This is a genomic window from Dokdonella fugitiva (assembly GCF_014138265.1).
Lineage (GTDB): Bacteria > Pseudomonadota > Gammaproteobacteria > Xanthomonadales > Rhodanobacteraceae > Dokdonella_A > Dokdonella_A fugitiva_A.
The window spans coordinates 24,555-50,480 of sequence record NZ_JACGXL010000002.1; the positions used below are offsets into that span (position 1 = coordinate 24,555).

The 25,926-nt window shown below is 68.7% G+C and carries 22 protein-coding genes; 18 read left to right on the plus strand and 4 right to left on the minus strand.

Annotated features, from left to right (window positions below; translation table 11 throughout):
• The first annotated feature begins 128 nt into the window (after positions 1 to 128).
• The 10 genes from FHW12_RS06395 (at position 129) to FHW12_RS06440 (ending at position 8,507) form a co-directional block, all read left to right on the plus strand.
• Positions 129 to 566, plus strand: a complete 438-nt coding sequence (locus FHW12_RS06395) for a phasin family protein (RefSeq protein ID WP_182530188.1) — start codon at positions 129 to 131, stop codon at positions 564 to 566.
• A 267-nt stretch (positions 567 to 833) separates the two neighbouring features.
• Positions 834 to 1,460 (plus strand): ATP synthase subunit I, encoded by a 627-nt coding sequence (locus tag FHW12_RS06400; RefSeq protein WP_182530189.1) that lies wholly within the window; start codon positions 834 to 836, stop codon positions 1,458 to 1,460.
• A 4-nt stretch (positions 1,461 to 1,464) separates the two neighbouring features.
• Positions 1,465 to 2,316: a F0F1 ATP synthase subunit A gene (gene atpB / locus FHW12_RS06405; protein ID WP_182530190.1), complete on the plus strand. Its 852-nt coding sequence runs from the start codon at positions 1,465 to 1,467 to the stop codon at positions 2,314 to 2,316.
• Between the two features lie 129 nt (positions 2,317 to 2,445).
• Entirely contained in the window at positions 2,446 to 2,724 is a 279-nt protein-coding gene (gene atpE / locus FHW12_RS06410; protein ID WP_182530191.1) for a F0F1 ATP synthase subunit C, read from the plus strand.
• A 61-nt stretch (positions 2,725 to 2,785) separates the two neighbouring features.
• Complete coding sequence (locus tag FHW12_RS06415; RefSeq protein ID WP_182530192.1) at positions 2,786 to 3,256, plus strand: F0F1 ATP synthase subunit B; 471 nt, start codon at positions 2,786 to 2,788, stop codon at positions 3,254 to 3,256.
• 3 nt (positions 3,257 to 3,259) lie between these two features.
• Positions 3,260 to 3,793 carry a F0F1 ATP synthase subunit delta gene (locus FHW12_RS06420; protein ID WP_182530193.1) on the plus strand — a complete coding sequence of 178 codons (534 nt, stop codon included), beginning with the start codon at positions 3,260 to 3,262 and terminating at the stop codon, positions 3,791 to 3,793.
• Positions 3,794 to 3,958: 165 nt separating this feature from the next.
• The gene (gene atpA, locus FHW12_RS06425) at positions 3,959 to 5,506 is read left to right on the plus strand and encodes a F0F1 ATP synthase subunit alpha (RefSeq protein ID WP_182530194.1); all 1,548 of its coding nucleotides are present in this window, start codon (positions 3,959 to 3,961) and stop codon (positions 5,504 to 5,506) included.
• Positions 5,507 to 5,582: 76 nt separating this feature from the next.
• Positions 5,583 to 6,446: a F0F1 ATP synthase subunit gamma gene (gene atpG / locus FHW12_RS06430; RefSeq protein WP_182530195.1), complete on the plus strand. Its 864-nt coding sequence runs from the start codon at positions 5,583 to 5,585 to the stop codon at positions 6,444 to 6,446.
• A 78-nt stretch (positions 6,447 to 6,524) separates the two neighbouring features.
• Complete coding sequence (gene atpD, locus FHW12_RS06435; RefSeq protein ID WP_182530196.1) at positions 6,525 to 7,961, plus strand: F0F1 ATP synthase subunit beta; 1,437 nt, start codon at positions 6,525 to 6,527, stop codon at positions 7,959 to 7,961.
• A gap of 123 nt (positions 7,962 to 8,084) precedes the next feature.
• Positions 8,085 to 8,507 carry a F0F1 ATP synthase subunit epsilon gene (locus tag FHW12_RS06440; RefSeq protein WP_182530197.1) on the plus strand — a complete coding sequence of 141 codons (423 nt, stop codon included), beginning with the start codon at positions 8,085 to 8,087 and terminating at the stop codon, positions 8,505 to 8,507.
• Between the two features lie 152 nt (positions 8,508 to 8,659).
• Here the strand turns inward: FHW12_RS06440 and FHW12_RS06445 are convergent, their stop codons facing one another.
• A complete protein-coding gene (locus FHW12_RS06445) occupies positions 8,660 to 9,040 on the minus strand; it encodes a GtrA family protein (RefSeq protein WP_182530198.1) in 381 nt (126 codons plus the stop codon).
• Positions 9,037 to 11,037, minus strand: coding sequence for a hypothetical protein (locus FHW12_RS21195; RefSeq protein ID WP_182530199.1), 2,001 nt, complete (start codon positions 11,035 to 11,037; stop codon positions 9,037 to 9,039). Before FHW12_RS21195 ends, FHW12_RS06445 begins: the two co-directional genes overlap by 4 nt.
• 155 nt (positions 11,038 to 11,192) lie before the next feature.
• On the opposite strand from FHW12_RS21195, the gene FHW12_RS06455 reads away from it, so the two are divergent.
• A complete protein-coding gene (locus tag FHW12_RS06455) occupies positions 11,193 to 13,148 on the plus strand; it encodes a right-handed parallel beta-helix repeat-containing protein (protein WP_182530200.1) in 1,956 nt (651 codons plus the stop codon).
• 219 nt (positions 13,149 to 13,367) lie between these two features.
• Positions 13,368 to 14,735, plus strand: a complete 1,368-nt coding sequence (gene glmU / locus FHW12_RS06460) for a bifunctional UDP-N-acetylglucosamine diphosphorylase/glucosamine-1-phosphate N-acetyltransferase GlmU (protein WP_182530201.1) — start codon at positions 13,368 to 13,370, stop codon at positions 14,733 to 14,735.
• Positions 14,736 to 14,741: 6 nt separating this feature from the next.
• On the opposite strand, the gene FHW12_RS21565 is transcribed toward glmU, so the two are convergent.
• Positions 14,742 to 16,742 (minus strand): amidohydrolase family protein, encoded by a 2,001-nt coding sequence (locus FHW12_RS21565; RefSeq protein ID WP_182530202.1) that lies wholly within the window; start codon positions 16,740 to 16,742, stop codon positions 14,742 to 14,744.
• Positions 16,739 to 18,730, minus strand: a complete 1,992-nt coding sequence (locus FHW12_RS06470; RefSeq protein ID WP_182530203.1) for an amidohydrolase family protein — start codon at positions 18,728 to 18,730, stop codon at positions 16,739 to 16,741. Before FHW12_RS06470 ends, FHW12_RS21565 begins: the two co-directional genes overlap by 4 nt.
• A gap of 209 nt (positions 18,731 to 18,939) precedes the next feature.
• Between FHW12_RS06470 and tviB the strand changes: the two genes are divergently transcribed.
• From tviB to FHW12_RS06500, 6 genes are all read left to right on the plus strand, one after another.
• Positions 18,940 to 20,232, plus strand: a complete 1,293-nt coding sequence (gene tviB / locus FHW12_RS06475; protein WP_310735170.1) for a Vi polysaccharide biosynthesis UDP-N-acetylglucosamine C-6 dehydrogenase TviB — start codon at positions 18,940 to 18,942, stop codon at positions 20,230 to 20,232.
• A gap of 91 nt (positions 20,233 to 20,323) precedes the next feature.
• Positions 20,324 to 21,331: an NAD-dependent epimerase gene (locus FHW12_RS06480; protein WP_182530204.1), complete on the plus strand. Its 1,008-nt coding sequence runs from the start codon at positions 20,324 to 20,326 to the stop codon at positions 21,329 to 21,331.
• A 246-nt stretch (positions 21,332 to 21,577) separates the two neighbouring features.
• Positions 21,578 to 22,165 (plus strand): XrtA/PEP-CTERM system exopolysaccharide export protein, encoded by a 588-nt coding sequence (locus FHW12_RS06485; protein WP_310735171.1) that lies wholly within the window; start codon positions 21,578 to 21,580, stop codon positions 22,163 to 22,165.
• Positions 22,166 to 22,181: 16 nt separating this feature from the next.
• Entirely contained in the window at positions 22,182 to 23,735 is a 1,554-nt protein-coding gene (locus FHW12_RS06490; RefSeq protein WP_259392918.1) for an XrtA system polysaccharide chain length determinant, read from the plus strand.
• The gene (locus FHW12_RS06495; protein WP_182530206.1) at positions 23,732 to 24,505 is read left to right on the plus strand and encodes a polysaccharide biosynthesis protein; all 774 of its coding nucleotides are present in this window, start codon (positions 23,732 to 23,734) and stop codon (positions 24,503 to 24,505) included. Before FHW12_RS06490 ends, FHW12_RS06495 begins: the two co-directional genes overlap by 4 nt.
• 116 nt (positions 24,506 to 24,621) lie before the next feature.
• Positions 24,622 to 25,923: a hypothetical protein gene (locus tag FHW12_RS06500; protein WP_182530207.1), complete on the plus strand. Its 1,302-nt coding sequence runs from the start codon at positions 24,622 to 24,624 to the stop codon at positions 25,921 to 25,923.
• Positions 25,924 to 25,926: the final 3 nt, after the last annotated feature.

Genomic DNA, 25,926 nt, shown 5'->3' on the forward strand with positions numbered 1-25,926 from the left:
CCGCGTCGCCGCAAAAGCAGCCGGAAACATGTAATTCATTGAAATGAAAGAAAACGAGCCGAACATTCCTCGGTGCGGCGGTCTTCGTTCAGCCAAACATGTTGCATCGCAACAAAGAGCCTGCTAGGATGCCGTTCAACACCCACCCATTACCTGCAGAGGTATCGAACATGTTCGAGCAGATCAACACGCAGTCCCTTGCGCTCGGCAAGAGCTACGCCGATGCCTTCGTGAAGGCGCAGGGCCTCGCCCTGGCCGGTTTCGAGCGCATCACCGAGCTGAACCTCAAGACCTTCGAAGACCGCGTGAAGGCGTCGGTCGAGTTCTGGACCGAAGCCGCCGAAGTGCGCGACTTCGAGGCCGCCAAGGCGATTTCGGCCAAGGGCGTCCAGCTCGCGAAGGAAAGCGCCGAGAAGCTCTACGCGAACAGCCAGGAAGTCCTCGGCGTTTCGCTCAAGACCTCGGAAGCGATCGGTTCGCTGGCCAAGACCTCGTTCGACTCGGTCAACGAGACGGTCACCGACACGTTGAACAAGACGGTCAAGGCAGCCAAGAAGGCCGTCTGATCGGGCAAGTCCCCATAAGACGCCGCCGCTACTCCCCTTGGCGCGGCGTCGACCTCGAAAGGCCGGGCTCTCTCCCGGCCTTTCTTTTTTGCGCGCGACCTGCGTTCCGCCCTGGATCCGCGGCCCCGGAAGCGCCCCGCGCGCTGCGACAAGATGTCGCGCCACGCTGATCGCGGCGACGCCTGCCCCGATATTGCGCACGAGAGCATCGAGGCCCGGCCAGGCGCTTCGGGTCAGACGACCCGACGAGGCAGCGCGGTACGCACGATGAGTATCGCTACCTTCCAGCAAAAACAAGCGCTTGCGGCCGGGATGCGACCGCCCGGAGGCGTTCCGCTGGACGCCCGCGACGGCCACGCAGGCTCGGCGGCCCGCGCGGATGGCGCCGCCACGAGACGCCTCGACACTCCTTTTCTAGATTGCGGCGTGTGCGCGCCGCTTGATAAACTGCGCGGCCTTTTGGAGAGGTGGAGCGCGCCGGGAACGCGCGCCGCGACGATCCTCCACCGGCGGGAGCTCCCTGTGCGCAATTCCATCGCCCACGGCTGGCACGTGGCGGCTCGCACGGCGCTCCTGCAGTTCGGCGCAACCCTCGCGGTATCGCTGGCGGTGGTCGTGGGTTTCGGCTGGCGCTCGGGTCTCGCAGCCCTGGCGGGCGGCACCATCATCTCCGCGGGCAATGTTTTGTTCGCACTGCGCCTGTTCGGCCGCGGCATCGCGCCGCCGCGCAGTGTCCTGCGCTCCGCCTGGGCGGCGGAGGCGCTGAAGTGGTTCTGGCTGTGCGCGACGCTGTATCTCGCGATAGCCGTGTGGAAGCTGCCGTTCGCCGGCCTCATCGCCGGCGTGCTGGCCGCGCAGTTCGCGTTTTGGATCGCCCTCATCGCAACCAGGTAGAACGATGGCCACCGAAGAAGCCGCCGAATCGGTCAACATGACCGGCTACATCCAGCACCACCTGCATCACCTGCAGTGGAGCATCGGCGACGGCGTGTTCATGAAGATCAACATCGACACGTTGTTCTTCACCCTCGTGACCGGCCTCCTGTTCCTGTTCCTGTTCCTGCGCGTCTCGCGCAAGGCGACGGCGGGCGTGCCGGGCAAGCTGCAGTGCGCGATCGAGATGGTCGTGCTGTTCGTCGACCAGATGGTCAAGGAAACCTTCCACGGCAAGAGCAAGATCATCGCGCCGCTGTCGATCACGATCTTCTGCCTCGTGTTCATGATGAACTTCATGGACATGATCCCGGTCGACTTCCTGCCGTGGCTGTGGAAGACCGGTTACGTCGCCACGGGACACGACGCCGAGCATGCGTTCCTGCGCGTCGTGCCGACCGCCGACTTCAACACGACGCTCGGCATGGCGTTGACCGTGTTCCTGCTGATCCAGTACGTCGGCATCAAGCACAAGGGTCTCGGCGGGTTCTTCGGTGAATGGTTCACCGCGCCGTTCGGCAAGTACGCGTTCCCGGCCAACCTTTTGTTGCGCATCATCGAAGAGTGCGTACGCCCGGTTTCGCTGAGCCTGCGACTGTTCGGCAACATGTACGCGGGCGAGCTGATCTTCATCCTGATCGCGGTGATGACGCTCGGCGCGGGACTCGCGCATTTCTCGACGTATCTGCTCGGCGCGGGCCAGTTCATCGCGGGCTTCGCCTGGACCGCGTTCCACATCCTGATCATCACGCTGCAGGCGTTCATCTTCATGACGCTCACGATCGTGTACCTCAGCATGGCCGCCGAACATCACTAGTGCGATCGTCCATGATCGCGAGAGGCGAAGAGCGGCCGTCCTTGGCCGCACTCTTCACCTGAAGCAAAGCTGGTTACACAGAACGTTTCAGTCGATTTCCACTTCACCTAGAGAAACCCGGAGACAACCATGGAAAACATCGCCCAGGTCGGCAATCTGCTCAGCATGACCGTCATCGCCGCAGGCCTCCTGATCGGCCTCGGCGCGCTCGGCACCGCGATCGGCTTCGCGCTGCTCGGCGGCAAGTTCCTCGAAGGCTCGTCGCGCCAGCCGGAACTGACCCCGATGCTGCAGACGAAGATGTTCATCGTCGCCGGCCTGCTCGATGCGGTGCCGATCATCGGCGTCGCGATCGCGCTGCTGCTGCTGTTCGCCAACCCGCTGCTCGGTTACCTCGGCGTCAAGTAAGCACCGAAATCCGAAGGTTCAGCACGGCGATCCACGGATCGCCGTGTCGCAGGAGCATTCCATGATTCCGAACATCACTCTGGTCATCCAGGGCTTCGCGTTCTTCGCGGTCGTCCTGCTGGTCATGAAATTCGGTTGGCCGCACATCATCGCGGCGATCGAAGAGCGCCAGAACAAGATCGCCGAAGGCCTGTCGCAGGCGGAGAAGGCGCGCAAGGAGCTCGCCGACGCCGACGCGCGCGTCGCCGACGAGATCAGGAAGGCGCGCGCGGAAGCCGCGCAGATCGTCGACAAGGCGCATCAGCAGGCGACGCAGATCGTCGACAAGGCGCGCCAGGACGCGATCGTCGAGGCGACCAAGCAGAAGGCGATCGCGGCCGCCGACATCGAGGCGCAGGCGCACAAGGCTCGCGAGGAACTGCGTGGCAAGGTCGCCGCGCTCGCGGTCGCCGGCGCCGAGAAGATCCTCAAGCGCGAGATCGACGCGAACGCGCACAAGTCGCTGATCGACCAGCTCGTCACCGAGATCTGACCGATGTCGACCGCCCTCACCTTCGCCCGTCCGTACGCACGCGCCGCCTTCGAGCTCGCGCGCGCGAACAATGCCCTCGGCGCGTGGGCCGGCAAGCTCGCGTTCGCGGCGCAGGTCGCCGCCGATCCGCGCGTCGCCACGCTGTTCGGCGACCCGCGCGTCGCGCAGGCCGACCTCGCCGCACTGGTCACGCCGGAAGGCGAAGCGGCCGATTCGCCGTTCGCCGGCTTCGTGCGCCTGCTCGCCGAGAACCGCCGCCTGCCGGTGCTGCCGGAGATCGGCGCGCTGTTCGAGGAGCTCAAGCAGGAAGCCGAGCGCGTGCTCAAGGTGAACGTGCGCTCGGCGACGCCGATCGACGCGAACGAGACCGCCAAGCTGAAGGACGCGCTCAAGCGCCGCTTCGGCCGCGACATCGAGATCGAGCAGTCGATCGACGCCGACGTGCTCGGCGGTGCGGTGATCGACGCCGGCGACATCGTCATCGACGGCTCCGTGCGCGGCAGGCTCGCACGCCTCGGACAGGCGCTCGCGCAGTAAGGAAATCCGGCCTGCCGGCCACTACCGGCAGGCCGTCGTTTGCAACGACGTCGGAAGTCAAACGTCGACGATCGATCGAAGCGGCAGCATCGAGAACGATCCGCGACGTTTGACTTTTGACCCCTTGGAACCGTCGCTCGTCGACGAGAGCAGGAACCACAGACCATGGCTACCACGATCAATCCGTCCGAAATCAGCGAGCTCATCAAGAGCCGCATCGAGAAGTTCAAGCTGTCCGCGGAAGCGCGCAACGAAGGCACGCTGACCGGCGTGTCGGACGGCATCGTGCGCATCCACGGCCTCAACGACGTGATGTCGGGCGAGATGGTCGAGCTGCCGGGCAACACCTACGCGCTCGCGCTCAACCTCGAGCGCGACTCGGTCGGCGCGGTCGTGCTCGGCGACTACGAGCACCTGCGCGAAGGCGACACCGCCAAGACCACCGGCCGCATCCTCGAAGTGCCGGTCGGCCGCGAGCTGCTCGGCCGCGTCGTCAACGCGCTCGGCGAACCGATCGACGGCAAGGGCCCGATCAGCGCCAAGCAGACCTCGCCGATCGAGAAGGTCGCGCCGGGCGTGATCTGGCGCAAGTCCGTCGACCAGCCGGTGCAGACCGGTTACAAGTCGGTCGACTCGATGATCCCGATCGGCCGCGGCCAGCGCGAACTGATCATCGGCGACCGCCAGACCGGCAAGACCGCGCTCGCCGTCGACGCGATCATCAACCAGAAGAATTCGGGCATCAAATGCATCTACGTCGCGATCGGCCAGAAGCAGTCGTCGATCGCCAACGTCGTGCGCAAGCTCGAGGAGCATGACGCGCTCAAGCACACGATCATCGTCGTCGCCTCGGCGTCCGAGTCGGCGGCGATGCAGTACATCGCGCCGTATTCGGGCTGCGCGATGGGCGAGTTCTTCCGCGACAACGGCGAAGACGCGCTCATCATCTACGACGACCTCACCAAGCAGGCGTGGGCGTATCGCCAGATCTCGCTGCTGCTGAAGCGCCCGCCGGGCCGCGAAGCGTACCCGGGCGACGTGTTCTACCTGCACAGCCGCCTGCTCGAGCGCGCCGCGCGCGTCAACGAGGAGTACGTCGAGAAGCACACCAACGGCGCCGTCAAGGGCAAGACCGGTTCGCTCACCGCGCTGCCGATCATCGAGACGCAGGCTGGCGACGTGTCCGCGTTCGTCCCGACCAACGTGATCTCGATCACCGACGGCCAGATCTTCCTCGAGACCGACCTGTTCAACTCGGGCATCCGCCCGGCCGTGAACGCGGGCATCTCGGTGTCGCGCGTGGGTGGCGCGGCGCAGACCAAGATCGTCAAGAAGCTGTCGGGCGGCGTGAAGCTCGCACTGGCGCAGTTCCGCGAACTCGCCGCGTTCGCGCAGTTCGCCTCAGACCTCGACGCGGCGACGCGTGCGCAGCTCGAGCGCGGCCAGCGCGTCACCGAGCTGATGAAGCAGAAGCAGTACGCGCCGCTGTCGATCGCCGAACTCGCGCTGTCGGTGTACGCCGCGGAGAAGGGCTTCCTCGACGACCTGGCGCTGAACAAGGTGCTGCCGTTCGAAGCCGCGCTGCACGCGCACTTCCACAGCAACTACGGCGATCTCATGAAGAAGATCGTCGAGACCGGCGACTGGAACAACGACATCGAGGCCGCGTTCAAGAAGGGCCTGGAAGAGTTCAAGAAGACCGGCAGCTGGTAACGCGTAGGGTGGGCCCCGGCCCACCGTTGGCGAGCGATGACGGCGGACCCAGGTCCGCCCTACAGCGAGAGACGAAATGGCAGGCGCAAGAGAAATCCGAACCAAGATCAAGAGCGTCGCGAACACGCGCAAGGTCACGCGCGCGCTCGAGATGGTCTCGGCCTCGAAGATCCGCAAGGCGCAGGACCTCATGAAGGCCTCGCGCCCGTACGCGCGCCTGATGCGCCAGGTCATCGGCCACATCGCGCACGCGAACGTCGAGTTCCAGCATCCATTCCTGGTCGCGCGCAAGGACGTCAAGCGCGTCGGCTACGTGGTCGTGTCGACCGACCGCGGCCTGTGCGGCGGCCTCAACTCGAACATGTTCCGCAAGCTGCTGGTCGAGATCCGCGGCTGGCAGGACAAGGGCGTCGAGGTCGACGTGGTCTGCATCGGCCAGAAGGCGACGCAGTTCTTCCGCCGCCTCAAGGTCAACATGCTCGGCTCGGTCACCCACCTCGGCGAGAAGCCGCAGATCGCGCAGCTGATCGGCGTGATCAAGGTCGTGCTCGACGCCTACACCGAAGGCCGCATCGATCGCCTGCACCTCGCCTACAACGACTTCGTCAACACGATGACGCAGAAGGCGACGGTCGACACGCTGCTGCCGCTGCCGCCGTCGCCGGAACTCGAGACGGCGCACGCGTGGGACTACATCTACGAACCGGACGCGGCGGCGGTGCTCGAGCACGTGCTCACGCGCTACATCGAGTCGCTGGTCTACCAGTCGGTGCTCGAGAATCTCGCCAGCGAACATGCCGCGCGCATGGTCGCGATGAAGAGCGCGTCAGACAACGCGACCAAGGCGATCGGCTCGCTCACGCTCGTCTACAACAAGGCGCGCCAGGCGGCGATCACGCAGGAAATCAGTGAAATCGTGGGGGGAGCTGCCGCGGTGTGACCGCGGCTGCCATCCAGGACTACGGCGACGCGCAGCGGCGCCCCAATGCATTTTGAAAGAGTCACTCGGAGCAATTCCATGAGCCAGGGCAAAGTCGTACAGATCATCGGCGCCGTCGTCGACGTCGAATTCCCGCGCGAGTCCGTGCCGAAGGTGTACGACGCGCTCAAGGTCGAGGGCACCGCCTCGCCGATCACGCTCGAGGTGCAGCAGCAGCTCGGCGACGGCGTCGTGCGCACGATCGCGCTCGGTTCGACCGACGGCCTCAAGCGCGGCCTGGTCGCGACCAACACCGGCGCGGGCATCAAGGTGCCGGTCGGCAAGGCGACGCTCGGCCGCATCATGGACGTGCTCGGCAACCCGATCGACGAGGCCGGTGCGATCGGCGAGAAGGAGCAGTGGGAAATCCATCGCGCGGCGCCGTCGTACGACGAGCAGGCCGCGGCGAGCGACCTGCTCGAGACCGGCATCAAGGTCATCGACCTCGTCTGCCCGTTCGCCAAGGGTGGCAAGGTCGGCCTGTTCGGCGGCGCCGGCGTCGGCAAGACCGTCAACATGCTCGAACTGATCAACAACATCGCGACCCAGCACTCGGGCCTGTCGGTGTTCGCGGGCGTCGGCGAGCGCACGCGTGAAGGCAACGACTTCTACCACGAGATGATCGACGCGGGCGTCGTCAAGCTCGACGACAAGACGCAGTCGAAGGTCGCGATGGTGTACGGCCAGATGAACGAGCCGCCGGGCAACCGCCTGCGCGTCGCGCTGACCGGCCTGACCATGGCCGAATACTTCCGCGACGAGAAGGACGCCTCGGGCAAGGGCCGCGACGTGCTGTTCTTCGTCGACAACATCTACCGCTACACGCTCGCGGGCACGGAAGTGTCGGCGCTGCTCGGCCGCATGCCGTCGGCGGTGGGTTACCAGCCGACGCTCGCCGAGGAAATGGGCGTGCTGCAGGAACGCATCACGTCGACCAAGACCGGCTCGATCACCTCGATCCAGGCCGTCTACGTCCCGGCCGACGACTACACCGACCCGTCGCCGGCGACGACGTTCGCCCACCTCGACTCGACCGTCGCGCTGTCGCGCGACATCGCCTCGCTCGGCATCTACCCCGCGGTGGATCCGCTCGCGTCGACGAGCCGCCAGCTCGATCCGCTGGTGATCGGCCAGGAGCACTACGACGTCGCCCGCCGCGTGCAGGGCACGCTGCAGCGCTACAAGGAACTCAAGGACATCATCGCGATCCTCGGCATGGACGAGCTCAGCGAAGACGACCGCAACACGGTCTACCGTGCGCGCAAGATCGAGCGCTTCTTCTCGCAGCCGTTCACGGTCGCGCAGGTGTTCACGGGCGCGCCGGGCAAGTACGTCACGCTCAAGGAAACCATCCGCGGCTTCAAGATGATCTGCGACGGCGAGTGCGACCACCTGCCGGAGCAGGCGTTCTACATGATCGGCGGCATCGACGAGGCCTTCGAGAAGGCCAAGGCGATGGAAAAGAAGGCCGCGTAAGCGGCTTCCGGGGATTCGCGATTCGGGATCGGGGACTCGGTAGCACAGGCTTCCGATCCCAGGTTTCCGAATCCCGAATCTCCCAATCCCCAATCCCGTCGAACGAACGAAGTGAGAGAGACCATGGCCACAATCCGCTGCGACATCGTCAGCGCCGAGGAAGAGATCTTCCACGGCCAGGCGCAGATGGTCATCGCCACCGGCGAAATGGGTGAACTCGGCATCGCGCCGCGCCACGCGCCGCTGATCACGCGACTCAAGCCGGGCCAGGTGCGCGTGCAGCTCGAGAACGGCGAGGAGCAGTTCTTCTACGTCTCCGGCGGCATACTCGAAGTGCAGCCGCAGGTCGTCACCGTGCTCGCCGACACCGCGATCCGCGCCAAGGACCTCGACGAAGCCGCCGCGCGCGGGGCGAAGGACGAAGCGGAGCGTGCGCTCGCGAACCGCACCGATGCGCTCGAAGTCGCGCAGGCACAGGCGCAGCTCGCGCAAGCGATGGCACAGCTGCAGGCGCTCGAGCGGCTGCGTCGTTCCCTCAAGCATTGATCCTTGCGATCCGTCCATGGATCGCAGGAGTCGGCACGCCAGGTAGTCGTGAAGGTTTCCCGTTCCGCGCGGCTCCAGAGTGGCCATCCATGGCCACACTGTTCAAGTGAAGCAAAAAACAAACGCCGGCACGAGCCGGCGTTTTTGTTTTTTCAGCGGTAGACCCAGTGGCGTGAGGCGAGGAAGCTGCCGAGCGCGAGCGCGCCGTCGACGAGCGGTTTGCCGAGCCACGCGCCGCGCAATCCGAACAGCGCGTCGATCGCCGACACGCCCGCGGTGCTGAGCACGGTGTTCACGCCCCAGAGCAACACGTAGCGCCCGAGCTGGCGCCAGCCGGGCCGGCGGCCGTCCCGTGCGAACGTGTAGTTGCCGTTGAGCCAGAAGCCGAGCAGCGCGCCGACCACACGCCCGGCGATGTTCGCGGCCGCGACCGGTACGCCCGCGCGACTCAGCACGAACATCACGCTCCAGTCGGCGAGCCACTGCAGCACGCCGACGACGAGGAACGAACGTCCCTGTCGCAACAGGCTCACGGATCGCTCCGCGCGGGCTCGACCGACCACAGTTCGGCGGCGCCGGCGGCCGCCACGCGCTGCGCACCGAGCGCGTCGAGCGCCGCGCGCTGCGCGTCGCCGAGGTGCCCGGGTCGCAACAGCAGCCAGCGCGCGTCGACGTCGCGGATCAGCGTTCGCCAGCCGACGCCGGAGGCGTCGGCGTCGGCCGCGATGCGCGCGCGTTCGAGCGCCGGCGCATAGTGCGACACGCTGCGTCCGCGCCGGGCGAGCTCGGCGATGAACGGCGCCTGCGGATCGAGGGCGAGCACGATCGAATCGCCATCGTCGCGCCGGCGCAGTTCGGCGATCAGCGTGCGCTCGGGCGCGTAGCGCCGGAACGCTTCACCGGCGCCGTCCATGTTGCCGGTGAGCTTGCGCAACGTGTTGACCTGCAGCAGCCAGGTCGCATTCGCCTGGAACGTGAAATCGAGCGCACAGATCCCGAGCAGCACGCACGCCGCGCCGCGCGCACCCAGCGAACGCACGACGGCGACGACCAGCGCGGGCAGCAGCAGCACCAGGCCCGGGAACGCGTAGCGCGCATACTGCATCGGCAGCAGCGGCAGCAGCAGCACGATGCTCGCGACGAGCGCGAGCGCGCGCGTCTCGCGGCGCGCGAGTGCGACCAGCCATGCGCCGCCGAGCGCGACGAGCACGAAGCCGAAGCCGCCGCCTGCCGCTTCGAGGTAACGATCGGTGTCGAACGTGATCGACCACGGCAGGCCGATGCCGAAGCCGGCGTGCCAGCGCGGGTCGGCGAGCTGCGCCGGCGGCAGCAGCGGCGAGGCGAACACCTGGTTGAACAACGGGAACAGCGGATTGCCGGTGGCCTGCCACGCGTACGCGTAGTTCGAACCGGCCAGCACGCCGAACAACGCGAGCGCGACCGGCATGCGCTTCCAGTCGACGCGCCCGCGCGCATGCACGAGCGCCCAGGCGACGAGCACGAGCGCGCTCACCGCACTGCCGAACTTCAGCGCGACGAGACCGGCGCACAGCACCGCACCGGCCCGCAGCCGCTCACCGCGCGCGTCGACGATCGCGAGTGCGCACGCGAGCAGCAGCGCCGTCGCCGGCAATTCGGTGTGCATGCTGCTGAGCAGGGCGGCGAGCAGCGGCAGGCTCGCGCACAGCGCGACCGCCAACCAGGCCGCGGCGGCATCCGCCCCCACGCGGCGCGCGAGCCGCCAGGCCATGCCGGCCACGAGCAGCAGCCACAGCGCATCGAGCGCGCCGCGCGCCTCCCGTCGCGCGATCACCTGCGCGATCGCCTGCAACACGTCGCCGAGCCAGGGCGCGAGCGCCCAGATCTGCTGCGCCGGATCCGGCGCGTACGCCGCATAGCGCTGCAACTGGCTCGGCAGTCCGAGGTGATAGGCGAGGTCGTCGGCCTGCATCGTCGGCAGCCAGGTGCCGACCGAGGCGAGCCCGAGCGCCAGCACGGCGACCGCTGCGAGTCGCGGCGAATCGGCGATCGCCGACCGCCAGCCCGCGCGTGCTGCGACGAACGCGCGGCGCAACGCGCCGCGCCGCAGAATGCAGGCCGCCGCGAGCAGCGGCACGTAGACCCATGCGCGATGGATCGGCCAGTGCAACGTCCAACCGGCGAGCCCGCCGATCAACACCAGGCCGAGCGGCAGCGCGAGCAGTGCGTCATCGTCGTCGCCGAGCAGAAGGCTGCCGAGGGCGCACGCGGCGACGCCGAGCCATGCGACCGCGAGCACCGGCAGCACGCCCGCGAACCACACGAGCGCGAACGCCCAGACACAGGCGAGCGCGGTCGCGAGCGGCATCGAGCGCGCGCGTTGCAGCAGTACCGCCAGGCCGAACGAAACCAGCGCGAGCACGAGGCCGTCGACGCAGCGGTTCCACGTCAGCGCGAGCCAGAGGCGCTGCACGACCAGGCCCGCCACGCACGCGACTGCGCCGGCCCAGACCAGGGCCGCGGCGGCGGTGGCGCGTGGACCTGCGGGCATCGTCGATTCCGGGCCGGGCGGCCGGGCATGCTAGCAGGCCGACGCGAACCGTGACCGGTTTCGCGCACGCCGGCCGCGCCGCTAACGAGCACATCACATCGACCCCCGCATCCGCGTGGCAGTATCGGCCGCGTTTTCCGAGCTTGCCGCCGTCCATGCGTGCCGATTGCCGCCGAATCCTGCCGCTCCTGCTCTTGCTGCCGTGCCTCGCGCACGCGCAGAACGCTTCGACGTTCACTGCGCTCGACGGCTACGGCACGCTCGCCGCCGGCGGCGTCATCGCGACCGTCGCCGGCGATGCGAACCGCAACGCCACGGCGCAGCTCGAATGGCGCGAACAAGGCGCAGCCGGCTGGCGCCCCGGACATCCGCTCGTGCGCGTCGATGCGACGCATTTCCTCGGCAGCCTGTTCTGGCTCGACGCGGGGCACGCCTACGACGTGCGCGTCACCCTCGCGGACCCGGACGGTGCAGGCGCGACGCCGACGCGCACGGCGAGCGTCGCCACGCGCGCGGAAGCACCCGTGTTCGTGCCTGCGCGCACGCTCTACGTCGCGCCGACCGGCTCGGACGCGCACACCGGCACGACTCCGGCGCAGGCGCTGAAGACGATCCAGCACGCGGCGGATCTTTCGCGCCCGGGCGATCTCGTCTCGGTCGCAGCCGGCGTCTATCGCGAGAGCGTCGACGTGCCGCTCGCGGGCAACGCGAGCCAGCCGATCGTGTTCCGCGGCGCGCCGGGCGCGATCCTCGACGGCGCCGACGCCGCGATCGCCGCCGGTGCGAGCTGGACCAATGCCGGCAGCGGCGTGTGGTCGCGCGCGACCGGCTTCGCCACCGCGCTCGTGGTCAGCGACCAGGGCCGGCTGTTCCCGTACACGAGCATCGCCGCGCTGCGCACGCTGTCGTCGGGCGCACCGGGCGGGTTCTACTTCGACGGCACGACGCTGTCGGTCAAGTTCAGCGACGGCTCGGCGCCTGCGCAGCGCCACCTCGACGTCGCACGGCTCGCGGCCGGCTTCGTCGTCGACGGCCTGCACCACGTGCGCATCGAGGACTTCGAGATCCGCCACTACGGCAGCGACGAGTACGGCAAGGGCATCTACCTGCGCTACGCGAGCGACGCGATCGTCGCCGGCAACACGATCCACGAGAACGCCGCGACCGGCGTCTGGGTCAAGGGCGGCGACCGCAACCTCATCGAGCGCAACGTGATCTTCGACAGCTCGATCTTCGGCTGGCCGTGGGAAGCGACCCACGACAGCAGCGCTCAGAACAGCGCGATCGCGTTCACCGACGACATCGGCCGCGGCAACGTGATCCGCCGCAACACGATCCACGACACCTACGACGGCCTGCATCCGTGCGGCGACAGCGCACCCGCCGCCGGCTTCAGCAACGAGACCGACGTCTACGAGAACACGATCTACCGCCACAACGACGACGCGATCGAGGCCGAAGGCTACTGCGCGAACGTGCGCATCTGGGGCAATCGCATCCGCGACAGCCTGATGGCGTTCGCGGTCGCGCCGGCCGGCACGGGCCCGGTCTGGATCGTGCGCAACATCGCCTGGAACCTCGGCAACACGCACTCCGCACTCGTCGACGGCTACACCTCGAGCGGCATCAAGATCAACAGCGGTTATTCGACGCCGGTCGGCCCGCTGCTGCTCTACCACAACAGCTTCGTCACGACCGTAGCGGACACCGCCGCGATCGTCTTCCTCGATCCCGGCGTCACGACGTCGCTCGTCAGCCGCAACAACCTCTACGACGGCGTGCACTACGCGCTGCGCAAGATCAACACGATCGCGCTCGGCCTCGACTACGACGACCTGCACGCGGCGAGCGCGCCCCTCGTGCGCTGGTATTCGACCGACTACGCCGACCTCGTCGCGCTGCGCGCGGGTACCGGGCAGGAGTTGCACGGCATTTCCGCGGCGCCCCTGCTCGCCGCGCCGGCTTCGGGCGACTTCATGCCGCTCGGCGCGAGCCCGCTGGTCGACCACGGCGTACTGCTGCCCGGCATCGACGACGGCTACGCCGACGCCGCCCCCGACATCGGCGCGGTCGAGCGCGTCGATCTCATCTTCGCCGACGGCTACGACTGAGCGGATGGGCGGGCGCAGCCGACGGCCGGCGCGACGGCGGCACCGATCCGCCTCTAGAATGTGAGCCACGTCTCACCGACGGGCTTCCTGGACGGCGCAGTCGCCGCCCACGGGCCCGCCTGAGGTACCGGGTCCGGTAGACGGGTGGCGCGGCGCGACCGCGACCTTGCGAGCCGGGCGCGCCCCTGGGCGTCCGGCGTCCTGTTGAGAGGATGTTCCGTGACGAGCGCTCCCCTGCATGTGATCGTCCTCGCCGCCGGCGAGGGCAAGCGGATGAAGTCCGCCAAGCCGAAGGTGCTGATGCCGCTCGCCGGACGGCCGATGCTCGCCCACGTACTCGACTCCGCGCGCGCGCTGCAGCCGGCGCGCATCCATGTCGTCTACGGCCATCTCGGCGAGCAGGTGAAGGCCGCACTCACCGACCTCGGCGACCTGACGTGGGTGCACCAGCCGGAGCAGCGCGGCACCGGCCACGCGGTCAAGCTCGCGATGCCCGACGTGCCGGAGGATTCGCGCGTGCTCGTGCTTTACGGCGACGTGCCGCTGATCCGCACCGACACGCTGCGCAAGCTGCTCGCGGTCGAAGCGCCGCTCGCCGCGCTCGTGACCCAGCTCGACAATCCGTACGGCTACGGCCGCGTCGTGCGCGACGGCATCGGCCGCATCCGCGCGATCGTCGAGGAGAAGGACGCGACGATCGAGCAGCGCGCGATCACCTGGGTCAACAGCGGCATCCTCGCCGCCGACACGCGCCGCCTGCGCGTGTGGATCAACAACCTCACCGACGCGAACGCGCAGCGCGAGTATTACCTCACCGACGTTTTCGAGCAGGCCAACGAGGAAGGCGAGCCGGCCGAAGCGGTGCCGTGCATCAACCCGCAGGAAGTGTTCGGCGCGAACGACCCGTGGCAGCTCGCCGGGCTCGAACGCATGCACCAGCGCCTGCGCGCGACCCAGCTCGCCGCCGCCGGCGTGCGCTTCGCCGATCCGGTGCGCTTCGACGTGCGCGGCGACGTGCGCGTCGGCCGCGACGTCGAGATCGACGTCGACGTGATCCTCGAAGGCCTGGTCGAGCTCGGCGACGAGGTGCGCATCGGGCCGTTCTGTCGCGTGCGCAACTCGACGCTCGCCGCGGGCACGATCGTGCATTCGCATTGCAACCTCGACGGCGTCGTCACCCACGGCCCGTGCGACATCGGCCCGTTCGCGCGCCTGCGCCCGGGCACCGAACTCGCCGCGCACGCGCGCGTCGGCAACTTCGTCGAGACCAAGAAGGCGCGCTTCGGCGAGCATTCCAAGGCGAACCACCTCGCCTACGTCGGCGATGCCGAGGTCGGTCGCGACGTCAACATCGGCGCAGGCACGATCACCTGCAACTACGACGGCGTCGACAAGCACGTGACGACGATCGAGGACGGTGCCTTCATCGGTTCCAATACCGCGCTCGTCGCGCCGGTGCGCGTCGGCAAAGACGCGACGATCGGCGCCGGCTCGGTGATCGGCAAGGAAGCGCCCGCCGGCGAGCTCACGGTCGCGCGCGCGCGCCAGGCCACCGTGCCCGGCTGGCGGCGGCCGAAGAAGGGCTGACGCCGCTCAGCGCGACCGCGGCTCGATGCCGAACGCGCGCTCGATCGCGCGCGGGTCGTACCATCGCCCACCCTTGACGACGAGATCGATGCGGCGGAGGTCCTCGATGTCGCGCTCGGGCGCGCCGTCGACGAGGATCATGTCGGCGAGGCGGCCGGGCGCGATCACGCCGCGCTCGCCGTCCACGCCCATCACCCGCGCGGAACCGAGCGTGGCCAGGCGCAACACGTCGGCCGGCGCGATGCCCGCGTGCGCGTACAGCACGAGTTCGTGGTGCAGCATGTACGGCGTCGTGTCGGTGCCGGGCACGATCGCGACGCCGGCATCGTGCAATGCCTTCAGCAGCGCGAGCATCGCCGGGATCGCCGCGCGATACGCGCCCTCCTCGCCCTTCGGCGGCACGAACGCGCTGCTCGCGGTGATGCCCTGAGGATCGCGGCGCACCTGCGCGGGCAGGCGCGGCAGCACCGGTGCGAGCCCGGGCAGCGGCGCCGCGGGATCGCCGCAGAAGAAGCCCTCGAAGATGCCGAGCGTCGGGTCGAGCACGGTGTGGTGCGCGCGCAGGAACTCGACGAACTCGCGCACGCGCGGCTGCGCCGGGGTGAACTCGCGCGCGTGCGCGGCGACCTTCAGGTGGCGGTCCAGCGTGCGCGTTTCCTGCAGTTGCGGGTAGAGGAAGTTCAGCACGATGAAATTGAAGTGCTGGATCTCGTCGGCACCGGCCTCGACGAACTGTCGCGCCGACATGAAGGCGGGCACGTGGCCGCTGAAGCGCAGGCCGAGCGCGTGCGCACGCTCGGCGACGAGCGGCACGAGCGCGGGCTTGAGCGAGTTGTAGACCTTGATCTGCGCGTAGCCGTGCGCGGCGTACCAGTCGACCTCGCGCAACGCCTCGTCGGCGGTGTCGGCGTACATGTCGATCGGCACCGAGTACTCGCTGCGCCCGTCGATGATGCCCGCCTTGAGCACGCGCGGACCGAGCTCGCTGCCGTCGTCGTAGCGACGCACGCGCGCGGCGAACTCGTCGACGTTGTTCGCCATGTCGCGCGCGCTGGTGATGCCGTTGGCGAGATCGAGCGCACCGTCGCTGTCGCTGCCGAAGTGCTGGTGGTTGTCCCACAGTCCCGGCATGAGGAGGCGGCCGCGCGCGTCGACGACCTCGACACCGGCGTCGGCGAGCACCGCGTCGGGCGCCACGCGCACGATGCGCTCGCCGCGCACGAGCACGCTCGTGCCGGGCGTGACGGAGAGATCGCGCGGATCGAACACGCGCGCGTCGCGGATCAGCAGCCCGCCGCTCGGTGCGTGCGCGAGTTCGCGCGCGAGGCGCGCCGAACGCTCGGCGCCGAGGCGCTGCTGCGCGGCGAGCATCGGCGCGAGTTGCATGCGCGCCCGCGGCGGCACCGCCGAGAACCATTCGCTCGCGAGCACAGCGTCGCCGCCGCGGCCGAGCCAGACCGGTTGCGGCGAGAAGTCGAGGCCGCCGATGTAGTACAGCACGTAGTCGCCGACCCGCGTCGGCGCATCGGTCGGCTCGAGCCACGCCTCGCCCGACGGCAGCAGGCGCAGGCGATGCCCGCGCGCGGCGAGCAGGGCACGCGCGAGCACGGCGCGGAACTCCGGCGGTGGATTCAGTGGCAGGTAGAACACCGCGTCGTGCAGCACGGACTCGCCCGCTTCGCGCCGATTCTTCCATTGCGCGCGGCCGCCGGTGCGCCGGAACGTCTCGTCGATCGACGCCTTCGCGCGATCGACGCCGTGCGCGACGTACTCGAGCGGCAGGCCGTCCGCATCGACCCGCCAGCGCGCGCTGACGTCGTCGCCCCAGCCGCGATCGCGATAGGAGAACTCGGCGCGCGTCGCACCGTCGGCATCGACGGCAACTTCCTGGCGCCCCGACTCGACACCCTGGATCAGGATCGTCGCGACGCGTGGTTCGGCGCCGTCGGCAATGCCGGCGACGCATGTGAGCGTGAGCGCGAGCAGCCAGCCGGCGGAGCGCGTCACGGGCTCGCCGGTCGCGGCAGGATGCCGAGCGCACGCTCGATCGCGGCGGGGTCGTACACCTTGCCGCCCTTGACCACGGTCGCAACCTTGCGGATGTCGGTGATGTCGCGCGACGGGTCGCCGTCGACGAGCAGCAGGTCGGCGTACTTGCCCGGTGCGATCGCGCCGCGGTCGCGCGTGACGCCCATGACTTCGGCCGGCACCAGCGTCGCCATGCGCAGCACTTCGGCCGGCGCGATGCCTGCTTTCGCGTAGAGCTCGAGTTCGTGGTGCAGCTGGTAGCCGGCCAGCGCATCGGTGCCGGGGATGATCGTCACGCCGGCGTCGTGCAACGACTTGAGCAACGCGAGCATCGCCGGGAACGCGGCGCGATAGGCCTCTTCCTGGCCCTTCGGCACGGGCAGCGCGCCGGCGAACATGGCGCGCCGCACCTGCGGCGGCAGGCGTGGCGCGAGCGTTTCGAGGCCGGGCGTGATCGCGGTCGGGTCGCCGCTGAACAGGTCCTCGAAGATCGTCATGGTCGGATCGAGCACGGTGTGGTGCGCCTTGAGGAAGGCGACGAACTCGCGCACTTCGGGCTTGTCCGGCGTGAACGCGCGCGCGTGCTCGGCGACCTTGATGAAGCGATCGCGGTTGCGCGTCTCCTGCACTCCCGGAAAGAGGAAGTTGAGCACGACGAAGTTGAGGTGCTGGATCTCGTCGGCACCGCCTTCGACGAACTGGCGCGCGGACATGAGCGCGGGCACGTGGCCGCTCACGCGCAGGCCGCGCTCGTGGGCGCGCGCAGCGATCAGCGGCATCAGTTCCGGCTTGATCGACGAGTAGATCTTGATCTGCACGTAACCGTGGTCGGCGTACCAGTCGACGTCCTTGATCGCGTCTTCGGCGGAGTCGACGCGCATCTTGGTCGGTCCGGCGAACTCGCCGGTGCCGTCGATGATGCCGGCCTTGAGCACGCGCGGCCCGATCTCGCTGCCGTCGTCGAAGCGTGCGACGCGCTTGAGGAAGGCGTCGGTGTCGTTGGCCATGTCGCGCGCGCTGGTCACACCGTTGGCCAGGTCGAGCAGGCCGTCGACGTCGCTGAAATGCTGGTGGTTGTCCCACAGGCCGGGCATGAGGAAGCGCCCGTGCGCATCGAGCACTTCGGCGTCGGCGACCGCCTGCAGCGCCGCGTCGGGCGCGACGCGCACGACGCGTTCGCCGCGCACGAGCACGCTCGTGTGTTCGCTTACCGACAGGTCGCGCGGGTCGAACACGCGCGCGTCGCGGATGAGCAGGCCGCCCTTCGGCGCGCGCACGAGTTCGCGCGCGAGGCGCGCCGACCACGCGTTGTCGGCGGCTTCCTGCGCGGCCTGCAGCGGCTCGAGGCCCTTCGCGAGCGCCGCCGGCACGACCGAGAACCACCCCGACACGATCGCCGCGGTCGCGCCCTCGCCGTCGAGCCAGATCGGTTGGGGCGTGAAGCCGAGTCCGGTGATGCGGTAGTGGTGCAGCTCGCGTCCGTCGACCTGCACGCTGCCCTGCGCTTCGATCGATGCTTCGCCCGCCGGCAGCAGCGCGAGGCGGTGGTCTGGGGCCTTGAGCAAGGCGCGCGCGAGCACGCCGAGGAATTCCGGCGGCGCATTGTTCGGCACGTAGAACGCGCCCGCGGCGGGTGCTTCGCCCCGCTCGGTGCGGCTGTGCCAGCTCGCCGTGCCGGCGGCGATCGAGAAGTGCTCCTCGACCGGTGCCTTCATGTAGTCGTTGCCGCGTCCTTCGTAGCGGGTGGGCCGTCCGGCGTCGTCGAGCGTCCAGTCGGCCGTGATGTGGTCGCCGCGACCACGGTCGTTGTAGGCGTACTCGGCGTGCACGCGGCCGCCGGCCGCGGCATCCACGGTCTGCGTGCCGGCGGCGTTGCCCTGGATCGTGATCGTGTCGGTGCGTGTCGCGGCGACGGCCGCGTGCGCGCCGCAGGCGGCGAGCAGTGCGGCGGCGAGGAAACGCAGCATGGCGGACTCCATTCGTGCGGGAGTCCCGAGCATACCGAGCCTCCCGCGCGCTCACCCCTGCCGGACGCAACCCCCGCGGCGATTCGCTCTTGCTAGACTTGCGCGCCCCTAGCAGGAAGTCGGGAAGCGGACCGTGCTCCCTTTCTCGATGGCGCGATCCGCGGATCGCACCGGCAGGGCGATTCTTCCACAGCCTGCCGGAGCCCCGAATGGACGCTGCCGCTCTGCCCCGCCGCGACGACACCCGCGTCGCCGTCATCGGCCTCGGTTACGTGGGACTGCCGCTCGCGGTCGGTTTCGGCCGCCACCTGCCGACGCTCGGGTTCGACATCAACCAGGCGCGCATCGCCGAGTTGCGCGAGCACCGCGACCACACGCTCGAAGTCTCGACCGAGGAACTGAAGGCGACGCCGCAGCTGCGCTTCAGCGCGGACGCGGGCGATCTGAAGGCGTGCAACGTGTTCATCGTGACCGTGCCGACGCCGATCGACGACGCCAAGCGCCCCGACCTCACGCCGCTCGTCTCGGCGAGCCGCACGGTCGGCCGGGCGATCGGCCGCGGCGCGGTCGTGGTGTTCGAATCGACCGTGTACCCGGGCGCGACCGAGGAAGTCTGCGTACCGATCATCGAGCGCGAGTCGGGCCTGAAGTACAACGTCGACTTCTACGCCGGCTACAGCCCGGAACGCATCAACCCCGGCGACAAGGAACACCGCCTCGAGACGATCCTCAAGGTGACTTCGGGCTCGACCCCGGAGGCGGCCGACTTCGTCGACGCGCTGTATCGCCGCGTCGTCACCGCAGGCACGCACAAGGCATCGAGCATCCGCGTCGCCGAGGCGGCGAAGGTGATCGAGAACACCCAGCGCGACCTCAACATCGCGCTCATCAACGAGCTCGCGCTGATCTTCCACCGGCTCGGCATCGACACCGCCGAAGTGCTCGCCGCGGCGGGCACGAAATGGAACTTCCTGCCGTTCCGCCCCGGCCTCGTCGGCGGCCACTGCATCGGCGTCGATCCGTACTACCTCACGCACAAGGCGCAGCAGATCGGCTACCACCCGGAAGTGATCCTGTCGGGGCGGCGCATCAACGACGGCATGGGCCAGCATGTCGCGCAACGCGTGATCAAGCTCATGACGCAGCGGCGCATCCACGCCGCGGGCGCGAACATTCTCGTGCTCGGCCTCGCGTTCAAGGAGAACTGCCCGGACCTGCGCAACACGCGCGTGACCGACGTGGTCGGCGAATTCAGGAGCTACCACGCGAACGTCGACGTGCACGATCCGTGGGTCAGCGCCGAGGAAGCGCGCCACGAGTACGGCCTCGACCTCGTGCCCGAGCTCGTGCCGGGTACGTACGACGCAGTGATCCTCGCGGTCGCGCATCGCCAGTTCCTCGAACTCGGCGCCGAACGCATCCGCGCGTTCGGCAAGCCGGGCTGCGTGCTGTTCGACGTCAAGCAGGCGCTGCCGCGCGAGCTCGTCGACGACCGGTTGTAGGGCGGTACGCGCACCGCACGTACCGGTGCGGCGGTACGTAAACGGCAAGATCGCCGGCACGCTGCGTGCGTCCGGCCCACGGAGAAGACACATGCGCATCCTCGTCACCGGCGCCGCCGGCTTCATCGGATCGACCCTGAGCGAGCGCCTGCTCGCGCGCGGCGACGACGTGCTCGGCTACGACAACCTCAACGACTACTACGATCCGACGCTGAAGGAAGCGCGCCTGGCCAAGCTCACGCCGCACGCGAACTTCCGCTTCGTGCGCGGTTCGCTCGAGGATCGGCCGACGCTCGAACGCGCCTTCGCCGACTTCCGCCCGCAGCGCGTGGTCAACCTCGCGGCGCAGGCCGGCGTGCGCTATTCACTGACCAATCCGTACGCGTACATCGAGGCGAACCTGGTCGGCTTCATCAACGTGCTCGAGGCCTGCCGCCACGGTGGCGTCGAGCACCTCGTCTACGCCTCGTCGAGCTCGGTCTACGGCGCCAACCGCAAGCTGCCGTTCTCGGTGCAGGACGCGGTCGACCATCCGGTCAGCCTGTATGCCGCGACGAAGAAGGCGAACGAGCTGATGGCGCACACCTACAGCCACCTGTACCGGCTGCCGACCACGGGCCTGCGATTCTTCACCGTGTACGGTCCGTGGGGACGGCCGGACATGGCGCTGTTCCTGTTCACGCGCAAGATCCTCGCCGGCGAACCGATCGAAGTGTTCAACCACGGCAAGCACACGCGCGATTTCACCTACATCGACGACATCGTCGAAGGCGTGATCCGCACGCTCGACCGCGTACCCGACGGCGACCCCGCGTTCGATCCATTGCGGCCGAACCCGGGCTCGTCGGCCGCGCCGTACCGCGTCTACAACATCGGCAACAACCAGCCGGTCGAACTCGCGCGCTACATCGAGGTGCTCGAGCAGAAGCTCGGCCGCAGCGCCGAGAAGATCCTGCTTCCGCTGCAACCGGGCGACGTGCCGGACACCTACGCCGACGTCGCCGAACTGTCGCGCGACACCGGCTACACGCCGTCGACGCCGGTCGAGGTCGGCATCGACCGCTTCGTCGACTGGTACCGCGCGTTCTACCGGGTCTGAGGCGTTCCGGAGGCGTCGCCGGCACGGCACCGGGCCGGGTTCCAGGCCCGACGCGCGGCGACCCGACGGACCGCCGCGCCGGGCACCCCACAAGTGGATTATTCTGCGCAGGAGGGGGCGACGAAGGGCGCCCGCAGCTCGGGCCGGCACCGCACGGAGCCGCCATGAAAGTGTGATAGGGTTCACATTTCCATAGGGAGGGAGCGCGCCATGTCGCCATTCGTCCGGCTGATCTTGATCGCTATCGTGTTGATTTTGCAGGCTTGTGCTGCCGGCACCGGGCTGAGCAACGGAACGCCGCGGGTCAACCCCGAGGCGCAGGCCGTCAGCGTCTACCGGATCGGCGTCGACGACATCGTCGAGGTGTCGGTCTGGCACAACCCGGACCTCAACGCGAAGGTGCCGGTGCGCCCGGACGGCATGATCTCGATCCCGCTCGTCGGCGACGTCATGGCCGGCGGCAAGACCCCCGAGGAAGTCTCGGCCGAGATCGCCGAGAAGCTCAAGACCTACGTCCGCGACCCGCAGGTCGCGGTGATCCTGACCGAGCTGCGCAGCCACGAGTATCTCTCGCGCGTGCGCGTGACCGGCGCCGTGCGCAACCCGATCTCGGTGCCGTACCGGCAGGGCATGACCGTGCTCGACGCGGTGCTCGCGGCCGGCGGCACGACCGAGTTCGCCTCGGCCGACCGCACCGAGCTGTACCGCAAGGAAGGCGAAAGCACGCGCGCCTACGCTGTTCGCCTCGACCAGATCCTCAAGAAGGGCGACCTGTCGACGAACTATCCGGCGCAACCGGGCGACGTGATCACCGTCCCCGAACGCGTGTTCTGACGGAACGGAGCGCGAGATGGCGAACGCGATGGCGCCGATGGGCGAACTGGTGCCGGTGCTGCTGACCGAGGCGCGCCGGCGCAAGCTCGCGCTCGGCACGATGTTCGCGATCATCGCGATCGCCGCGCTGGTGATCGGCGTGTCGCTGCCGCGCAAGTACGAATCGTCGACGACGATCCTCGTGCAGGAGAGCAACATCGTGACCGGCCTCATGGAAGGCCGTGCGGTCGCCACCGGCGTCGCCGACCGGGCTTCGATCGCGCGCGAGGTGATCTTCAGCCGCAAGGTCATGAACGAGATCCTCGGCGCCGGCGGCTGGCTCGACAAGCAGCCGTCGGCGATCGACCAGGACCGCATGATCGAGGCGATCACCGACCGCACGAAGATCACCAGCCCGCGCGACAACCTGATCCAGATCACCTACGCGGACAACGTGCCGGAACGCTCGTTCCACGTCACCCAGCGACTCGCCGAGATGTTCATCCAGGAGAGCCTCGCCGCGAAGGAGCGCGAGAGCCGCAACGCGTTCGAGTTCATCAACGGCCAGGTCGAGTCGTACCACAAGAAACTCACCGACGCCGAGGACAAGCTGAAGGCGTACCGCGAGGCGAACGTCGACGCCCGCCCCGGCGGCGAGGCGGACAGCAACAGCCGCATCGCGCAACTGCGCAGCCAGATCGAGCAGGCGCGGCTCGAGCTCATGGAGCAGCGCGCGCGAGAGAGTTCGCTCGTCTCGCAGGTGTCGGGCGAATCGGAGATCACCGCGGTGCAGACGCGCGCGAGCACCTACCGCGTGCAGCTCGCCGAACTGCAGAACCAGCTCGACCGCCTGCTGCTGACCTACACCGACGACTATCCCGACGTCGTGCGCATCCGCCACCAGATCCAGGACATCCAGGATTCGCTCAAGCGCGACGAGCAGCAGCGCGCGCTCGCGCCGAAGTCGAGCAAGGGACCGTCGCAGATCGACGACAGTATCCAGTACAACCCGCTCTACCAGGAGCTGCGCAGCAAGCTCAACGAAGCGCGCCGCAACGGCTCGGCGACCGCGTCGCGCCTGAGCGTCACCGAAGGCATGCTCAACGCCGAGCTCGAACGCAGCAAGCGCATCGCCAATTCGGAGAACGCGTTGTCCGAGCTCACCCGCGACTACGAGGTCAATCGCGACATCTACCAGGACCTGCTCAAGCGCCGCGAGAACGCGCGCGTGTCGATGGACCTCGACGCCAAGCAGCAGGGCCTGACCTTCCGCATCCAGGAGCCGGCGGTGCTGCCGATACGACCGACCGGCCTGCGGCTCATGCATTTCGCGATCGCCGGGCTCGCGCTCGGCATCCTGCTGCCGCTCGGCCTGCTGTTCGGCTACGCGCGCTTCGATCCGCGCGTGCGCTCGGCGGCGCAGATCGAACGCATGGCCGGCGTGCCGGTGCTGGCGACGATCCCGGCCTACCCGACACCGGGCGACCGCCGCCGCAGCGCATTGCACGGCACCGTGCTGGTCGTCATCATCGTCGGCGTGCTGCTCACCTACGCGGCGATGTACTGGATCCGCCTGGAGGTCATGCGATGAGCGCGGGTGACGTCGGCAAGCCGGCCGACCACGTCGGCGGCGCGCTCGAAGCGGCCGCGAACAAGCTCGGCGTGCGCACGAGCGCGAGCCGCTCGATCGCCCGCATGGCCGAGCCGCACGCGCTGACGCCGCGCCAGCTCGACGAGAAGCGGCTGATCCACCGCGACGACTCGGTGCGCCCGCAGGCCGACGCGTTCCGCGAGATCCGCACGCGCTTGCTCGCGCTCGGCGGCGACCAGAATTTCGTGACGATGATCGCGCCGGTCAGCCCCGGTTCCGGCGGCAGCTTCGTCGCGCGCAACCTCGCCGCTTCGTTCGCGTTCGACGAGGCGAAGACCGCGCTGCTGATCGACTGCAACCCGCGCCACGCGGCGCAGCACAAGGCGCTCGGCACCGAGCCCGGTCCCGGGCTGATCGACTACCTCGACCACCCCGCGATGGGCATGGAACCGATCATCCATCGCACCGGCATCCCGCGCCTGCGCCTGATCCCGTCGGGCAAGCCGCGCGAGACGAGCGGCGAGTACTTTTCCTCGTTCCGCATGCGCGCCGCGCTCGACTCGTTGCGCTGCCGCTATCCGGATCGCTACCTGTTCCTCGACGGCCCGGCGGTGAAGGGTTCGCCCGACGCGCGCATCCTGTCCGACCTCGCCGACTTCGTCGTGCTCGTCGCCGGCTACGGGCGCGACACGCCGGCGGCGATCGCGCAGGCGGCCGCGATCTTCGATCCGAACCGTTTCGCCGGCGTGGTGTTCGACGAATTGCCCTGACCTGCATGGACGGCGACGCGGCTCGCACCGCGTCGAGGAACATGACGTACCGGGTTCGCGAGGCCGGTTCCTGCATCCGCGCCGGAACCGGTGGTCCTGATAGGGAGGGGAGACCAATGCGCATCACCCATCGCGGCTTGTTCGTCGCCGGCGCGCTCGCCGCGGCCGGCGCCCCGTCGCTGCAGGCGGAACCTGCGCTCGAGTACACGGTCGGCGTCGAACTCGAGCAGAACGACAACATCAACCTCAGTCGCGACAACCCGGTCGAGGAGACCGTGCTGACGCCGTCGTTCGCGTTCGACCTCAAGCAGCAGGGCGCGGTGCTCAGCGCGACCGCAGCGGGCACGGTGTCGTACCGCGACTACCTCGGCGGCAAGTTCTCCGACGAGCTGCGCGGACTGCTTTCCGGCGTCGCGACCTGGTCGATCAGCCCGGACCGCTTCGACTGGGTGGCCGAGGACTACCTCGGCCGCCAGCCGATCAACGTGCTGCAGGCCGACGTACCGAGCAACCAGCAGCAGACCAACGTGTTCAGCAGCGGACCGACCTGGCGCGCGCGCTTCGGCGACAACCTGCGCGGCCGCCTCGACCTGCGCTACACGAACACCTACGCGGAAGAAACCAACGATTTCAACAGCGATCGCTTCAGCGCAGCAGGGCGCCTCGCCTGGCTGCTCGGCGCGCTCGACAACGTGAGCGGCTCGCTGACCGCCTCGCGCGTGCGCTACGACGAACTCGCCTCGCGGCCGTTCGACTACGACCGCGAGGACGCCTACATCGGCTACGAGCACGCCACCAACACGCTCAAGCTCGACGCCGCAGCCGGCTACAGCTGGGTCGACCTGCGCGGGCCGGAAAGCCGCTCGGGCACGCTGCTCAGCCTCGGCCTGCGCTGGACGCCGTCGCCGGCGACCGACCTCGGCGTGAACGCCGCGCGGCAGTTCGCCGACGCGAGCCAGGACCTCGTGATCGATCCCGCCTCGATCGGCAACCTCGGCGTCGGCAGCGGCCGCAACGGCTCGGTGATCTCGCCGCAGCTCTACGTCGAGAAACGCATCGGTCTCGATTTCAACCATCGCGAGGAAACCTACAACTTCAACGTCGCGCCGTTCTGGCGCAAGATCGACTACATCGAGGGCGAGTTCTTCAGCCAGCACGCGTTCGGCTGGACCGCGACGTTCAACTGGCTGTTCCGCCCGACCTTCGCGCTGGCGCTGTCGACCGGACGCGAGCATCGGGACTACACCGGCCTCGGCCGCACCGACACCGACGCGAGCTATTCGATGGCGCTGTCGTGGCGGCAGACCAGCCACTGGACCTGGGTGCTGCGCGGCACGCACGCACTGCGCGACAGCACGTTGCGCGAAGCCGGTTACTCGGACAATGCGATCATCCTCTCCCTGACCTACACGCGCTGACGA